This window comes from Caballeronia sp. Sq4a, from assembly GCF_023170545.1.
GTDB lineage: Bacteria > Pseudomonadota > Gammaproteobacteria > Burkholderiales > Burkholderiaceae > Caballeronia.
Genome location: NZ_CP084252.1, coordinates 565,327 through 580,610, shown reverse-complemented (window position 1 = coordinate 580,610; position 15,284 = coordinate 565,327). Strand labels below are relative to the sequence as shown.

Annotated in this window: 12 protein-coding genes and 1 riboswitch; of the genes, 2 read left to right on the top strand and 10 right to left on the bottom strand. The window is 63.7% G+C overall.

The features are described from left to right. Nucleotides 1-78 precede the first annotated feature (78 nt). A complete protein-coding gene (locus LDZ24_RS22205; protein WP_248323383.1) occupies nt 79-513 on the bottom strand; it encodes a GFA family protein in 435 nt (144 codons plus the stop codon). Between the two features lie 162 nt (nt 514-675). On the opposite strand from LDZ24_RS22205, the gene LDZ24_RS22200 reads away from it, so the two are divergent. Further along, a complete protein-coding gene (locus tag LDZ24_RS22200; RefSeq protein WP_248323382.1) occupies nt 676-1,797 on the top strand; it encodes an AraC family transcriptional regulator in 1,122 nt (373 codons plus the stop codon). Between the two features lie 71 nt (nt 1,798-1,868). Here LDZ24_RS22200 and atzF read toward each other — a convergent pair whose 3' ends face one another. From atzF to LDZ24_RS28015, 9 genes are all read right to left on the bottom strand, one after another. Then, nucleotides 1,869-3,695: an allophanate hydrolase gene (gene atzF / locus LDZ24_RS22195; protein ID WP_248323381.1), complete on the bottom strand. Its 1,827-nt coding sequence runs from the start codon at nt 3,693-3,695 to the stop codon at nt 1,869-1,871. 17 nt (nt 3,696-3,712) lie between these two features. After that, nucleotides 3,713-7,312, bottom strand: coding sequence for an urea carboxylase (gene uca, locus LDZ24_RS22190; protein WP_248323380.1), 3,600 nt, complete (start codon nt 7,310-7,312; stop codon nt 3,713-3,715). Between the two features lie 177 nt (nt 7,313-7,489). Beyond that, the gene (locus LDZ24_RS22185; protein WP_248323379.1) at nt 7,490-8,131 is read right to left on the bottom strand and encodes an urea amidolyase associated protein UAAP2; all 642 of its coding nucleotides are present in this window, start codon (nt 8,129-8,131) and stop codon (nt 7,490-7,492) included. 14 nt (nt 8,132-8,145) lie between these two features. Continuing rightward, nucleotides 8,146-8,850: an urea amidolyase associated protein UAAP1 gene (locus LDZ24_RS22180; RefSeq protein WP_248323378.1), complete on the bottom strand. Its 705-nt coding sequence runs from the start codon at nt 8,848-8,850 to the stop codon at nt 8,146-8,148. Continuing rightward, nucleotides 8,847-9,653: an ABC transporter ATP-binding protein gene (locus LDZ24_RS22175; RefSeq protein ID WP_248323377.1), complete on the bottom strand. Its 807-nt coding sequence runs from the start codon at nt 9,651-9,653 to the stop codon at nt 8,847-8,849. Before LDZ24_RS22175 ends, LDZ24_RS22180 begins: the two co-directional genes overlap by 4 nt. Continuing rightward, on the bottom strand, nt 9,650-10,465 hold the full coding sequence (locus LDZ24_RS22170; protein ID WP_248323376.1) for an ABC transporter permease: 816 nt from the start codon (nt 10,463-10,465) through the stop codon (nt 9,650-9,652). The genes LDZ24_RS22175 and LDZ24_RS22170 overlap by 4 nt, the downstream gene beginning before the upstream one ends. Before the next feature lie 31 nt (nt 10,466-10,496). Continuing rightward, nucleotides 10,497-11,567, bottom strand: coding sequence for a putative urea ABC transporter substrate-binding protein (locus LDZ24_RS22165; protein ID WP_248323375.1), 1,071 nt, complete (start codon nt 11,565-11,567; stop codon nt 10,497-10,499). Nucleotides 11,568-11,625: 58 nt separating this feature from the next. Further along, nucleotides 11,626-11,722: riboswitch (guanidine-I (ykkC/yxkD leader) on the bottom strand. Between the two features lie 297 nt (nt 11,723-12,019). After that, nucleotides 12,020-13,189 carry a polyhydroxyalkanoate depolymerase gene (phaZ, locus tag LDZ24_RS22160; protein ID WP_248323374.1) on the bottom strand — a complete coding sequence of 390 codons (1,170 nt, stop codon included), beginning with the start codon at nt 13,187-13,189 and terminating at the stop codon, nt 12,020-12,022. 22 nt (nt 13,190-13,211) lie between these two features. Next, on the bottom strand, nt 13,212-13,346 hold the full coding sequence (locus tag LDZ24_RS28015; protein WP_256465417.1) for a hypothetical protein: 135 nt from the start codon (nt 13,344-13,346) through the stop codon (nt 13,212-13,214). 502 nt (nt 13,347-13,848) lie between these two features. Here LDZ24_RS28015 and LDZ24_RS22155 point away from each other — a divergent pair. Next, the gene (locus tag LDZ24_RS22155) at nt 13,849-15,027 is read left to right on the top strand and encodes a porin (protein WP_248323373.1); all 1,179 of its coding nucleotides are present in this window, start codon (nt 13,849-13,851) and stop codon (nt 15,025-15,027) included. Nucleotides 15,028-15,284 lie beyond the last annotated feature (257 nt).

The following is a 15,284-nucleotide window of genomic DNA, read 5'->3' as shown; positions in this document are numbered from 1 at the left end:
CAAGACCACTCACGCGTGCTGCCTGTTTGCGGATTGCTACGGAACAACGCGAACAACCCGAACTACTTGAACAACGAACTACTCGGCGACGCTTAACCCAGAGCCGCCCATTTCCTTCGGCAAGTCCTGCATCTTCGGCAGACCGTCCTTCATCGGCAGCTTCGATTCCATGTAGTGCACATGCAGGCCTGGTTCGTACGGGAAGTCATCGATCACGGCGGCATAAACGTCGGTCAGCCCCCAATGCGGATGCTCGGTGAAGAGATGCCCGCCGCAATTGGTGCACCATTTTCGATAGCTGTGCTCAGTATTGTTGTAAGTGGCGATATGGTCCGCGCCACGAATGATGCGCAGCGCATCCGGCTTCCAGAGCGTGAACGCGTTGACGGGGCCCGCGGACCAGCGTCGGCACGACGCGCAATGGCAATAGCCCATGCCTTCCGGCTTCCCGTTCACCGTGAACTGCACCGCGCCGCAAAAACAACTGCCTTGGTAAGTAGCTGTGTCATTCATCGGAAGACCCCTCGTTAGTGTGGGTTGGCGAACGTTACGACTGGGCTTAACCTTGCGTCAGTGGTGTTTCGCGTGGATGCCAGTATCGGCGCGCGGACCGCTTCGTTGAATGACCGAGCGTCCAGATGTTTTGCGCGGGACGCCGAAACTTTGGGACTGGCCATGGATGCGCTTTCCGACGTTCTTCGTCTTCTGCGTCTCAGCGGAGCCGTGTATCTGAACGGCGATTTCACGGCGCCGTGGTGCGTGGTCGGGCAAGTCGCGCCCGCCATGTGCGCGACGTTCCTGCCGCGCGCCGAGCGCGTCGTGTCGTATCACCTCATTCTGGAAGGCAGTTGCAGGGCGGCGTTGACCGACGACCCCGCGTCGGCCATTCGCGTCGATGCGGGGGAACTGCTCGTCGTGCCACGAGGCGAGGCGCATCTGATGGGCAGTTCGCTCGATCTCGAGCCGACGCCCGCCGAGGAACTCGTGGCGAGATATCTGGCGACCTCCCCCGGCGACGTGATGCGCCTATGCGTCGGTGGAGAGGGCGCGGAAAAGGAAGGGGCAAAGGAAGCGGTTCGCACGCGGATCGTGTGCGGCTTTCTCGCTTGCGACGATATGCTCGTTAATCCAGTGCTTTCTTCGTTGCCGCGTCTCTTCAAGATCGACATGCGCAACGATCCGCAATCCGCGTGGCTCGAATCGTCGCTGAGATTCGCGGTGACGGAGGCGGCCGAGTGGCGTCCCGGCAGCGCGACCGTGCTTGCGCGGCTCTCGGAACTGCTCTTCGTGGAAGCAGTGCGGCGCTGCATTGCATCGATGCCCGAGGATCGTCGTGGCTGGCTCGCGGGCGTCGAAGACCGTTTCGTCGGCAAGGCGCTCGCGTTGCTGCACGCGCAGCCGGGTCATGACTGGACCGTCGATGAACTGGCGCGCCGCGTCGGTCTCTCGCGTTCCGCGCTCGCGCAGCGGTTCACGCAATTGCTCGGTCAGGCGCCGATGCAATACCTCGCGTGCTGGCGCTTGCAAGTGGCCGCGCAGGACCTGCTCGCCGGGCCGCGACCGATTGCGGCCGTGGCGGAACGCGTGGGCTATGAATCGGAGGCGGCGTTCAATCGGGCGTTCAAGCGCCAGTTCGGGATGCCGCCCGCGAGCTGGCGGCGTAGTCAGGGCCGCGCGGGTAGCGATGCCTCGTCGAGCGTCGTCGGTGCCGAAGCGGACGAGGAAGCGTGCGCGTCATTCGCCGTGCCAACGGGTGTGGGACCGCATCGCGAACATCGGATGAACGACGCAGCGTAACGTCCGGCACTGATCGCTATCGACCGCCGACGAGTCAAACGAAGCGATGCCGATCGGGCCAACGCGAATGGCTACGATCGGCAAAACGCCGGTCGTCGCCGCTGTTCGGCAAGCCACGCTCGCCATCCCCCGAACGCCGAGATGTCCGTGCCCGATTGCACGCCATACGGTTCGCAGAGAAAGCCGATTACCCACGACCCGTCCGCGAGTTCGACCTTGCCCAAGGCAAGCGGCGAGGGAACGGTCGCGATGAACGAGCCGAGTTCGGCGAACGGCATCTCCCACACTTCCACCGCGATTTCGACGCCGTTTTCCGCCACGCGCCACATGCCCGGCCGACGCGTTCCATCGGCCGACGCCGGCAGCGCCGCGAGCCGATACGACGCAGCGGTGCGCGTTGCCTGCACGAGATGCGCGCCTCGCGCCAGCAGGTCCCGGTTGAGCGGCAAGCCCTGCATATGCGCGCCGCACACCGCGATGCGAACGCGATCGTTCGTGGCGATGCTTCGCTCGTCCGCCGACATCACGTTGCCGCCGACGCATGCGATGCCGCTCGCGCGTTGCAGCAAGTCGGCGACGCCCAGCAGATACTGGTCCGTGAAAGCGCGGCCGAAGACGGTGACGCCCCACGGCAGACCGTTCTGCATGAAAGCTGTCGGCGTCGCGACGGCGGCGTAGTCGAGCAGGTTCATGAAGTTGGTGTAGTGACCGAGCAGGGAGTTCGGTCCGATAGGATCAGCTTCCAGTTCGGCGAGCGTGACCGGACGCGGATACGTCGGCGTCAGAACGAAGTCGAGTGAATCGAGCGACGCATCGCAGATTGCCTTCAGCGCCTGCAAGCGGTACTGCGCGCGGAACAGGTCGACAGCGGTCGCGCCGGGCGCCTTCGCCAGCACGTCGCGGATGACGGGCAGCACCGCATCGGGCTGCGAGAGCATCAGGTCGCGCACCACGCTGTAACGCTCCGCGACCCAGGGACCTTGATAAAGCAGCTGCGCCGCCTCGATGAACGGCTCGAAGTCGATCTCGACGGCCTCGCCACCGGCTGCTTCGAGCATCGCGCGAGCCTCATCGAACAATGCGGGACTTTCTGCGCATCCCGCGAATTCCAGTTGCGCAGGCACGCCGAAGCGAAACGCGGCGGGCGTGCCGAATGCACGCGTCGTGTTCCACTGCGGATTCTTGCGGCTATAGGCATCGCGGTCGTCCGCTTGCGCGGTGAGCGCGAGCAGTTCGCTCGCTTCTTGCGCCGTCGCCGTGAAGTAGGTCACGCAGTCCAGCGTGCGGCAGGCGGGCACGACGCCGGCCATCGAAAGCAGGCCCTTCGTCGGCTTGAGTCCGACGAGGTTGTTCAGCGCGGCGGGCACGCGGCCCGAACCGGCCGTGTCCGTGCCGAGCGCGAAGCTCGCCACGCCGAGCGCGACGGCGAGCGATGATCCCGCGCTCGATCCGCCCGACGGATACTCCGGGCGCACGCTGTTGCGGCACTTGCCGTACGGCGAGCGCGTGCCGTTGAGACCGGTCGCGAACTGATCGAGGTTGGTCTTGCCGAGCGGTATCGCGCCGAGTTCGATGAGGCGCGCGACGACGGTCGCCGACTCCGATGGCGTGTAGGCGAACGCGGGGCAGGCGGCTGTCGTCTGTATGCCCGCGAGGTCGATGTTGTCCTTGATCGCGAACGGAATGCCGTAGAGTGACATCGCTTCGGAGTCCTGCGCGTCGAGCCGTTCGAGATATGGCGCGAGTTCCGCTTCGCTCAAAAGGTGAATGAAGAGATTGAACTCGGGATTCAGCGTCGCGGCCTTGTCGCGCAATTGCGCAATCAACGCGCGCGGCGTGAGTGTCTTCGCGCGGTACGCGGACCGAAGCGTGGATAGGCGCAGATCGAATGACGGCATGGTGGTGTATCCCGTGTTCAGTGACGTTGGATGACGGCGACGCGCTGGCCGGCGCGCACGGGCGAGCCCGGCGCGACATGAATCGGGCCGACCTTGCCCGCGCATGGCGCGCAAACGGCGATCTCCATCTTCATCGATTCGATGACGAGCAGCACGTCGCCCGCGGATACCGCGTCGCCGGTCGCTACCTTCACTTGCCAGAGGCTGCCCGCGATCTCGCTGTCCACGGCGACTTCGCCGTCTTCGAGCGCGGCGAATTGCGCTTCTTCGACGGCAGGCACATCGAGCGCGTCCTCGGTCGCGCCCGCTTCGCGCCAGCGTTCGCGCTCCGCGTTGAACGCTGCCTGTTGCCGCGAGCGGAAAGCGTCGATGCTCGTGGATTCTTCCGCGAGAAACGCCTGATAGTCCGACAGCGACAACTCCGTCTGCTCGATGCGCAACGGATAGCGGCCCAGCGGAAAATCCGCGCGGATGCGAAGCAGCTCGTCCGCCGGGACTTCGTAGAAGCGGATCTGATCGAAGAAGCGCAGCAGGAAGTGCTGTCCCGCGAAATCCGCGACCTTGCGATAGCGGTTCCACATCTGCAACGTGCGGCCGACGAACTGATAGCCACCCGGCCCTTCCATGCCGTAGACGCACAGATACGCGCCGCCGATACCGACGGAGTTCTCCGCCGTCCAGGTGCGCGCCGGGTTGTACTTCGTCGTCACGAGCCGATGACGCGGATCGAGCGGCGTCGCGACGGGCGCGCCGAGATACACGTCGCCCAGGCCCATCACGAGATAGCTCGCGTCGAAGACAATGCGCTTCACGGCATCGATGGAGTCGAGATCGTTGATGCGGCGGATGAACTCCAGATTGCTCGGACACCACGGCGCATCCTTGCGCACGGTGGTCATGTACTTTTCGATGGCGAGCCGGCACGCCGGATCGTCCCACGAAAGCGGCAGATGAACCACGCGCGACGGCACGCGCAAATCGCGTTGCAGCAGCACCTGCTGCCACGCCTCGTCGACGATCGCGAGCAGGCGGGCGAGCGGCAGATCGTCGGGCCGATAGTGGACCTGTAGCGAGCGAATGCCCGGCGTAAGGTCGATCACGCCGGCGAGCGCCTGCGCTTGAAGCGCCTGCATCAGCGCATGACCGCGAAAGCGCGAGACGAGATCGAGTTCCGCCGGACCGATTTCGAGCAGCAGATGCGTGTCGCCGGAAACGCGCGCCAAGAGCCTTTCACGGTCCGTGCCCGTATCGAGAACGATGGGCGAGGTCAGCGGCGCGGTTCGCTCAGGCAGAGCGTGCGGCGCGATCGTCAGCGTGTCGATCTCGTGACTGCGCTGGCGCGCGGCCTCGCGTGCCGCGTCGATACCGACCGGCACGAAGCGCACCTTGTCGCCCGCCTTCAACTGGCCGATGTGCCACAGGTCCGCTTCGATGATCGTCACCGGGCACACGAAACCGCCGAGGCTCGGGCCATCGGAGCCGAGAATCACCGGCATGTCGCCGGTAAAGTCGATCGCGCCGACCGCATACGGATTGTCGTGAATGTTCGACGGATGCAGTCCCGCTTCGCCGCCGTCCTCGCGCGCCCATTCCGGTTTCGGCCCGATCAGGCGCACGCCGGTCCGGCTGGAGTTGAAATGAATCTCCCACTCGGTGTCGAAGAATCGCTCGATATACGGCGCGGTGAAATACTCGGGCGCGCCGTGCGGTCCGTAGATCACGCGAATGGTGCGCACGCTGTCGAGCGGCGGCACGTTGGAAAGCGTCGCGCCCGCGTGCTGATCCGCGAGCGGATACAGATGCAGCACGTCGCCCGCGCGCAGCGCGCGGCCGCCGTGCCCGCCGAACTGGCCGAGTGTGAACGTGCTGCGGCTGCCGAGATACGACGCGACATCGAGCCCGCCGCGCACGCACAGATAAGCGCGCGCGCCCGCGCCGCGTATCGTGCCGAGCGCGAGCGTGGCACCCGCCGGAACATGGATGCTCGTGTTCAGCGGCTGTTCGACATCGTTGAGATGCACGGGAATCTGCGCGCCCGTGATGGCGACGACCGCGTCCGTGTTGAAGCGCAGCGTCGGGCCGCTCATCGTGATTTCGAGTGCGGCGGCATCCGCCGCATTGCCGAGCAGCCGGTTGCCGAGCCGCATCGCGCGGTCGTCCATCGGTCCCGACGGCGGAATGCCGACCGCCCAATAGCCGAGCCGTCCAGGATGGTCCTGCACGGTCGTCTGCGTGCCGCCGCTCACGACTTCCACGGTCGTCGCGCGATAGGCGAGCGCCTCCAGGCAGCGCGTCCACGGTTCGCCCGATGCGAACGGCGTGTCCTGCACGATCTGGCGCAGATAGTCGCGGTTCGTTTCGACGCCGTAGATGCGCGTCTCGTCGAGCGCCGCATCCAACGCGTGGCGGGCTTCGTCGCGCGTTGGCGACCACGCGATGAGTTTTGCGAGCATCGGATCGAAGTAGGGCGGCACCTCGCAGCCCGCTTCGATCCACGTATCGATGCGCAGCGCGCGGCCATCGGCGGGCGGGAACGATACATCCGTGAGCAGGCCCGGACTCGGCTTGAAATCGCGTCCCGGGTCTTCGGCATAGAGCCGCGCCTGTATCGCGTGGCCGCGCGGCGTGAGGCCAGCGGCGAGCTGCTTCAAAGGCGCGAGCGTTCCGGCCGCGAGCTCGATCATCCAGCGCACGAGATCGACGCCCCATACCTGCTCGGTCACGCCATGTTCCACCTGAAGGCGCGTATTCACTTCGAGAAAATAGAACTGGCGCGCCGCGCTGTCGTACACGAATTCGACCGTGCCCGCCGAGCGGTAATCGACGGCCTTCGCGAGCTTCACGGCGGCGTCGCAGAGTGCGTCGGATATGCCTTCGGGCAGGCACGGCGCGGGCGTTTCTTCGAGCACCTTCTGATTGCGCCGCTGCACCGAACAATCGCGCACGCCGAGCGCGATCGCGTCGCCGAGGCCGTCGCCGAACACCTGCACTTCGAGATGCCGCGCGCGCTCGATGTACTTCTCCAGAAACACGCCCGCATCGCTGAAATTGTTCTCGCCGAGGCGCTTCACGGCATCGAAATGCGTGGCGAGTTCGTCGGCGTTCCAGCACACGCGCATGCCGATTCCGCCGCCGCCCGCCGTGCTCTTCAGCATCACCGGATAGCCGATGGCCTGCGCCGCTTCCAGCGCCGCCGCCACGCCTTCGAGCAGTCCCGTGCCCTCGAGCATCGGCACGCCCTGACTCGCGGCGATTTCGCGCGCCGTGTGCTTCAGGCCGAAGGCGCGCAACTGCACGGGCGTCGGCCCGATAAACGCGATGCCCGCCGCTTCGCATGCTTCGCCGAACGCCGCGTTCTCCGACAGAAAGCCATAGCCCGGATGAATCGCCTGCACGCCTTCGCGACGCGCGACCTCCAGAATCTTCGCCGTGTCGAGATACGTCACGGCGGCGGGGCCGTCGCCGAGCGCATGAGCGATGGGCGCTTCGCTGACGTGACGGCTCGCGCGGTCGGCTTCGGCGTAGACGGCGACGCCGGTGACATTCAGTTCGCGCAACGTTCGAAGAATGCGGCACGCAATCGCGCCACGGTTGGCAATGAGTATCTTCTCGAACATGGAGGCAGTCTTGATTCGGAGGCGGGCCGTCCCGCCGTGAGAATGGCGAGCCGTGGTCGTCCACGGCCGACACGACACGCGTTCAGCGATGCGCTTGGGTTAGTTCCTCGCGCGTGCGCGCGAAGCATCGTCCCGAGCGAACGAGCATGATGTGATAGATGAAGCTACGGATGCGCTTCAGTTCCATATCAAGAGCTCCGCGGGCGTCGGGTTATAGGCGTTGCACGGGTTATTCAGTTGTGGACAGTTGGAAATGAGCACGATCACGTCCATTTCCGCGCGCAACTCCACGTACTTGCCCGGCGCTGAAATGCCGTCTTCGAAGGTCAGGCCGCCTTGCGCAGTCACCGGCACGTTCATGAAGAAGTTGACGTTCGCGCCGATGTCGCGCTTCGAAAGCCGCCCGTCGTGCGCGCAGGCGCGCAGGAAGTTGTCGCGGCAGCTATGCATGTAGCGCTTTTCGAGCGCGTAGCGCACCGTATTGCTTTCCTGCGCGCATGCGCCGCCGAGCGTGTCGTGACGGCCGCAGGTATCGGCGACGATGGTGAGCATCGGATTGCCGAGATTCGAATACAGCACGGTGCCGGACGTCAGATAAAGGCTCTGCTGGCGGCGCAGGGTGCGTTGCGGATCGAATCGTTCGCGCGGATCGGCGAGGCTATAGAACAGCGTATCGACGGCCTGATTGCCTTCCAGATCGACGATGCGCAGCGTCTGCCCGGCCTTCACCTCGTGCAGCCAGGGCTCGCCCGCGGCGAGCGTTTCGCGATACACCGCGCTTTCGGGATGTTTGTCGCTGACGGTAAGCGTGCTGGTCATGAGTGGGTCCGTGCTCACAGAAAAAAGCGTTCGGTGTTGATGAAGCCGCGTACGTTCTCGTCGCACGCGGTGCGGCAGAGTTCGGCGACATCCGCTTGCGCCGTGCTCAGTTCGAGCTTGACGGGTTTCGGCGAATACTCGGGGTTCGGGTCGAGCGGATGCTGAATGGCCGTGAGCACGACGAGCGTGTTCATCGGCGCGTAAAGCTCCACGTAGTCGCCCCCCTTCGAGTTGCCGGGCACGAAGCGCAGCGCGCCTTCGTCGGTCACATCCACGCGGCTGAAGAGATTCAGCGTCATCATCAGATCGGAGATGCCGAGGCCCCACTTGCCCATCTCCACGAGCAGATTGTCTGTGCCGTTGCGATAGAACGCGTTGCGCAATTCCTGATAGCGGCCCACGCCGTAGCGCTCGGTCACTTCCTCTGCGTTCGATACGCCGCCAATGCTGTCGTGCCAGCCGCACGTATCCGCGACGATCGCGGCCAGCACGCGCCCCATGTCGGAGTAGAGGCAATGGCCCGCCGTGAGCTTCGCGGTGTGCTGGCACTTCAGCGAATCGGGAAGGTTCAGCCGTTCGCTCTTCTCCGCCGCGTTCACCATCATCACGCTGACGTTCGCGCCGCCGCGCAGGTCCGTCACGCGCAGCGACTGTCCGCGTTTCACGATGAGCGACGTATGCCCGCCACCGGGGACGGTTTCTTCGAGCAGCAATGTCATGGACGAATTCCCTCCAGTGAAACAAGTTCGATGTCCGAAGCACCGTGAACTGCCGCCTGCGCGATATGAACGGCCGAGGCGGAGTCGCGGGTGCGATCGAGCGGGATGTTGTATGTGATGCGCGCGCCGTAAGCGCCGGGCGCTTGCGGGTCCACGCGAACCTTGTCGAACACGAGCACGCGGCTGCCCAGCGTGAAGCCTTCTTTCAGGTCGTGCGTGACCATGAAGATGGTGAGCTTCGATTCGCGCCATAGCTCGGAGAGGAGCGCGTGCATGTCCTTGCGTATGCCCGGATCGAGCGCGCCGAACGGCTCGTCGAGCAACAGCACGCGCGGCTTCATCATCAGCGCCTGCGCGATGGCGAGCCGTTGCTGCATGCCGCCCGAAAGCTGCTGCGGATATTTGTTGAGCGCCGCGCCAAGACCCACGCGTTCGAGCATCGCGGCCGCTTCGTCACGCGCGGCGCGGCGCTGCGCGCCGAACAGCCGGCCCGTGAACTTCGCGCGCGGCAGTTCGAGACCGAGCATCACGTTATGCAGCGCGTCAAGATGATCGAACACGGAATAGCGTTGAAACACGACGCCGCGATGCTCGTCCGGCTCGCCCGGGAGCGGCGCGCCATCCAGCAGAATCTCGCCGCGCGTCGGGCGTTCCTGGCCGAGCAAGAGCCGCAGAAACGTCGACTTGCCGCAGCCCGAAGCGCCGACCATCGAGCAGAATTCGCCTTCCTTGATGGTGAGATTCAGGCGTTCCAGCACGACCTGATCGCCGTATTCCTTCCATACGTTGCGGACTTCGATCATCGCGCGCTCCCGCCGTACCACGGGAAGCACCATTGCGTGATGCGTCGGAGCAGCTCGTCGGTGAGCCACGCGAGCAGCGTGATCCACGCGACGTACGGCAGAATCAGGTCCATCGACAGATAGCGGCGCACGAGAAAGATGCGGTAGCCGAGGCCGTCGGTGGACGCGATCGCTTCCGCCGCGATCAGAAAGAGCCACGCGGCGCCGAGCGAAAGACGCAGCGCCACCAGCAAGCGCGGCAGCAGTTGCGGCAGCACGAGCCGCAGAATCAGCGTCCAGCTGCTTGCGCCGAGCGTCTGCGCCTTGACCCACAACTCGGCGGGAATCTCGCTTGTGCGCGCATGCAGGTCGCGAATGATCATCGGCGTGATGCCGACGACGATCAGCACGACCTTCGACAACTCGTCGAGCCCGAACACGATGAAAAGAATGGGCAGCACGGTAAGCGGCGGGACCATGGAAATGACCGTGATGAACGGCGAGAGCGTCGCGCTGACGAGCGGGAACGAGCCTGTCGCGATGGCGACGACGAGCGCGATCGCCGCGCTCACCACGAGGCCGATGCAAAGACGCCGCAAGCTCGACAGCGTGTCGGCCCACAACAGATACTCGCCCGTGCGCTTGTCCTCGGTGAAGGCGACCGACTTCACGGCAACGCTCATTTGCGCCGCGCTCGGCAACAGCTTGTCGTCGGGATTGACCGAAAGCCGCATCGACGATCCGGTGAAATAGACCGCAAACAGCACGACGAACGGCAACAGCAGCAGCATCAGGCCGCCGGTCCTGCTCGGATGTCGATTGATGAGTCGCATGGTGACCGCCTCGTTGAAGACTCGAAGATGATCAGAGCTTGCCCGCTGCGGCCATCTCGACATAGGTCGGATCGAAGCGCAGCTTGACATTGCTCTTGTTGCCGATCACGACGCCCTTGTCGAACGCCATGCCCACCGCGTCCGCGCTCTTCGCGTCCTGACCGAGCAGGCCGTGATCGAACGAGAACTTCGCGACGCGCGTCATGATCTTCGGCATGTCGGGGCTCGTGACGAAATCGAGCGCGGCTTTCGGCGTGTAGAAGAGCGCAGTGGTGGACAGCTGGCCTTTGAAGTTTGCGAGATCGGTGCCGGAAGACTTCGCCATTGCGCTGAGCGCGTTCGTGGTCTCGGCGGAGTTGCCGTGCATCAGCGCGACCATCTCGAACCATGCGCCGGTCAGCGCCTTGCCGAGCGCCGGGTTCTCCTGCAGCGTCTTCGTGTTGACGACCATCATGTCCATGATTTCGCCGGGAATCTTGCTGGAATCGAAGACTTCGGTGACGCTGGGCTGTGCCTTGAGATCGGCGAGCATCGGGTTCCATGTCACCGCGTTGTGAACGGCCGGCGTCGCGAATGCGCCTGAGATATCGGCATCGGATGTATTGACGACCTTGAGATCGCGCTCGCTCATATGGGCGCTGTCGAGCGCGCGTGCGAGCAGATAATGCGACACGGAGAACTGCACGAGGTTGACTTGCTGGCCCTTCAGATCGGCGATCTGCTTGCCCTTGCCCTTCATGAGCACGCCGTCGTTGCCGTTGGAGTAGTCGCTCACGATGAGCGCGGTCGAATCGACGCCGCCCGCGGCCGGAATGGTGAGCGCGTCCATGTTGGTCATGGCGCAGCCATCGAACTTGCCGGCCGTGTATTGATTGATGGACTCGACGTAGTCGTTCAACTGCACGACATCGACATTGATGCCGTACTTCTTCGCCCACTTCGACACGATGCCTTGAGTCTTGGCCTGACCCCAGGGCATCCAGCCCGCATAGATGGTCCAGCACACCTTGAAGTCGTTGCGGGGCGCGGCGAACGCGGCGCTCGAGGCGAGCGTGACGAGGGAAACGGCGGCGATGCCGAGACAGCGGACGAGCTTGCGCATGAGGTTGACCTCGGAGGAGACGGTTGGCGACGGCAGGGAGCAGCGCAAACATCGCGTTCTCTCCCGGGCTTTTGTCCCGCCGTGTAACCTCGTTCGAGGTCGACAGCTCTCGGACCAGCGTCTGCGAGCAGACCGGAACCCTAGCCGTCCATTTCAGATTGTTTGGTGAACCGGATGACGCGCCGGCTCCTTGCACAACGGTTAAAGCGGGAAGCGTGCCAAGCGCGGAGATTTGGGCTTCTCCGCGCTATGTCGGGCGAGACATGCGCGGTCCAGGTGATGGCTTGCACTGGAACGCGTCACGATGCACGGCTTTTGGGCGCGGTTTCTTTGTTTGCGCCGTTAAAGGGGGGTGAGAGGGAGCGTGGGCATGCAGTGTTGCCGAAGGTCGGGCGGGCAAGGACCGATAACCGCCGAGCTTCAGGACGCACGGGAAAGAGTGCAGGTCTCCATTAATGACCGTGCTGGTGCCGCCCGTCTTGCTTCTTGTCCGCGTTGACGCCTTGCCAGAATTCCGCGAGCGCCGGATGAATAGCGTCGCGCCAGCGAGGCCCGGTGAACAGATCGTAGTGGTTGCAGTCGTCGATGGTCAGTCGCCACTGCGGAGTGCGATCCGCGGCGCATAACGCATGCGCCGCGTGAGTCTGGCCCTCGCCGGTGATGTCGTCGCGATCTCCTTCGATGGTGCAGAGCGGCGTTTCTCTCAAAGTCTCGGGCCGTACTTTCCTTGAGTCGACGTGCCAGAGTCCGCGCGCAGGCAACGCGTCCTGAAAGACGACGCGAATGATGTCCAGGAAATAGGCCTCTGGCATATCCAGCACGGCTGCGTATTCGTCGAGTTCGCGCCGCGTGTTTGCAAAGGGTTCCGCCGAAAGATTCATGGCGCTTAGCCAGTAGCGCACGCCTATTGCGCTTTGCCGCTCGGGATGTGCCGCGAATAGCGCAGCGCGCTGGAGATGGCCGGGATAAACCCGCCTCGTCGCGCCTGCATAGGGTTGCGGCACGGTGTCGATGGTGAAGTCGCGAAACCAGGCGATATCGTGGTTGCTCGCGAACCGTTCGAGTGCCGTGGGATTGAGCCGCGCGTCCACCGGGCCGCCCATCAGCGTGATGCTTGCAAGCCGACACTTGCCCGCATCCGCCAAAAGCGCGGCGGCGGCGAGGGCCGCGGGCGCCGCCTGGCAGATTGCGAGCATATGGACGATGTCATGCTCGCGTTGCACGTGTTGCACGAAGCGTTCGAGCGTCATCACATAGTCGTCGAGGCTCAACGGGCCCGCATCGGGAGGAACGTCGCGGGCATCCTGCCAGTCGGTGACGTAGACGTCGCCGTCGTGTAGCAGCGTTTCGACGGCTTCCCGCAGCATCACCGCATGATGACCCGCGAGCGGCGCGCACAGCAGGATCGCGGTTCGCGTGCTGGAACGCGAAACCTGCGTCGCGTGTTTCTTCGCCGCAAAGCGGCGCAAGTCGCAGAACGGCACGCTATCGATGATCGTTTCCTGCACAGGACAGGCGATGCCCGCGCATTCGATGGTTCCTATTTCGAAAGCGGGTGATCGCCTGGCTCCGAACAACGTTGCATCCAGCCACCGTCCGTACGCGAGCCATGAATTAGGCATGCCTTCCCGTCTCCTCGGATGGTCAACAGCCTCCTCGAAGGTCGGCAACGCCGGGCGCGATGATGTTCATTGCCGTCTGGCGTATGGCTTCTTGCGTCACTGCCTGCGACGCCGCAAAGGCAAGCATTTCGATGAGGTCTCGAGCAATTTCGCTCATGGTCTTCTCCGGGTCAGCGTTCATGATTCCGGTGTGCCAAACGCCGCCCAATTACGGTAGTGCGCCGCCTCGGCGGGAGAGTCGATCTCCCGACTGCAACATGGCCGGACTTACTATTGATGTGCATTGCATGTGCCTGCACGGTGTTTCCTCGGCGGGATTCGAGGCCGGTACTGCGGTCGCTTGTCGCGTAACAGGCGAACAAGTGGACGGTAATTTCGACTCGGAAAACAAGGGTGTTCGATCACGAATTTTCGGCTCGCAAACGTCAACGGCAGGACAACCAATCAACGACTACTTAACCGTTTCATTCGAGCGGTCATCAGCCACAAAGCGCAACGCCACGTGTTGCGATTCAGCGACGAACCATGCGTCCGATAGCTTCGCAGACCAAATTGACGCTATTCTTTTGGGACGACGGAAGCTTCTCCGTAGAGAGGGCGTTGCGGCACGGGGTGGCGTGAAGCGTTTAATGAAAAACACTTCAACCGTGGAGTTGCACATGAAGAGAACTCTGATTGCCGGAGCGGCGCTGGCTACCCTGGCCGGTACGGCGCAAGCGCAAAGCAGCGTGACGCTCTATGGCCTGATCGACGCAGGCCTGACTTACACGAACAGCCAGATCACCGGCACAGGAGCCGGTGGTCACAGCAACTGGCAGATGACGAGCGGCGGCGTTCAGTACAGTCGTTGGGGGCTGCGCGGTGCGGAAGATCTCGGCGGCGGACTGCAGGCGATCTTCAACCTGGAGAACGGCTTCAACATCAATAACGGGCAGTTCTCATCTGCCAATCGCATCTTCAACCGTTTGGCCTACGTGGGCGTTTCCAGTCGCGACTTCGGCTCGCTGACCCTGGGGCGTCAAACGGACGACATGGTCGACTTCCTCGGACCGCTCTCGCTTACCGGAACGCAGTATGGCGGCACGCACTTCGCCCATCCGTTCGATATCGACAACTTGAACGACTCGTTTCAGATCAACAATTCGGTGAAGTATCAAAGTCCCGATTTCGCGGGCTTCAAACTCGGCGCGCTGTACGGGTTCTCGAACCTTGCCGGCGGCTTCGCGAATAACCGTGCGTACAGTGTCGGCATGTCGTACGCGTGGGGCCCGTTGAACGTCGGCGCCGGATATCTGCACCTGAACAATTCGGCAGCGACCCCGGCACAACTCAACACGAGCGGGGCGGTCACGGATACCCTGGGAACCTCGTTGTCAGGCCTGCTGACGCCAACGTCCGTGCCATTGGGCGCACTCGCTCGTCGGCAACAGACGTGGGGCGGAGGCGTGAATTATGCGATCGGGCCGTTCGTCGCGGGCCTGGTCTATACGCAAACGAACCTGACCGAACTGTTTCTGACTGGCTTCAACACACACTTCCAGAACTATGAAGGAAACGTGCGCTTTGCCTTGACGCCTGCAGTCATGCTCGCGGCCGCCTACACTTACTCACGCGCCGGAGGCAACGCGGGTGGCGGTGCGCCGCACTGGAATCAGGTGAGCGCGCTAGCCAATTACGCCTTCTCCAAGCGCACGGACGTGTACATTCAAAGCACCTATCAAAGCGTGAGCGCGAGGGCTGGCAACCCTCTCGGGGTCGCCTGGATCAACGGTATCAGCGCGCCCGCATCGACATCGAATCAGGTCGAGGCTACCGTGGGCGTGCGACACCGCTTCTAGGGTTAGCATCGAAACGTGGACGCCGAACCGCAGCGCGGTTCCGCGTCCATCTGAAATGCGGCCGGCCATGCACATCGCGCAGTACAGGCGCGACGTCGCGATGTTCTGTCGGAACGATGCGTTCGGCGATACGGCTGTCGAATCGCTCGAATTCGGACGGTAGAGAAGGCGCGTGATCGACGCGCCATCCACAAGACGCTCGCCAAGAACGTTGGAACGGACCCACAGAGAAACGCTCGCGGCGCAAGGCTGCGATC

Excerpts from the sequence above, each read along its gene's own strand:
- LDZ24_RS22155 (WP_248323373.1), top strand. The coding sequence starts at position 13,849 with ATGAAGAGAACTCTGATTGCCGGAGCGGCGCTGGCTACCCTGGCCGGT.
- phaZ (WP_248323374.1), bottom strand. The coding sequence starts at position 13,189 with ATGCCTAATTCATGGCTCGCGTACGGACGGTGGCTGGATGCAACGTTG.
- LDZ24_RS22200 (WP_248323382.1), top strand. The coding sequence starts at position 676 with ATGGATGCGCTTTCCGACGTTCTTCGTCTTCTGCGTCTCAGCGGAGCC.
- LDZ24_RS22180 (WP_248323378.1), bottom strand. The coding sequence starts at position 8,850 with ATGACATTGCTGCTCGAAGAAACCGTCCCCGGTGGCGGGCATACGTCG.
- atzF (WP_248323381.1), bottom strand. The coding sequence starts at position 3,695 with ATGCCGTCATTCGATCTGCGCCTATCCACGCTTCGGTCCGCGTACCGC.
- LDZ24_RS22165 (WP_248323375.1), bottom strand. The coding sequence starts at position 11,567 with ATGCGCAAGCTCGTCCGCTGTCTCGGCATCGCCGCCGTTTCCCTCGTC.
- LDZ24_RS22170 (WP_248323376.1), bottom strand. The coding sequence starts at position 10,465 with ATGCGACTCATCAATCGACATCCGAGCAGGACCGGCGGCCTGATGCTG.
- LDZ24_RS22175 (WP_248323377.1), bottom strand. The coding sequence starts at position 9,653 with ATGATCGAAGTCCGCAACGTATGGAAGGAATACGGCGATCAGGTCGTG.
- LDZ24_RS22205 (WP_248323383.1), bottom strand. The coding sequence starts at position 513 with ATGAATGACACAGCTACTTACCAAGGCAGTTGTTTTTGCGGCGCGGTG.
- uca (WP_248323380.1), bottom strand. The coding sequence starts at position 7,312 with ATGTTCGAGAAGATACTCATTGCCAACCGTGGCGCGATTGCGTGCCGC.
- LDZ24_RS22185 (WP_248323379.1), bottom strand. The coding sequence starts at position 8,131 with ATGACCAGCACGCTTACCGTCAGCGACAAACATCCCGAAAGCGCGGTG.
- LDZ24_RS28015 (WP_256465417.1), bottom strand. The coding sequence starts at position 13,346 with ATGAGCGAAATTGCTCGAGACCTCATCGAAATGCTTGCCTTTGCGGCG.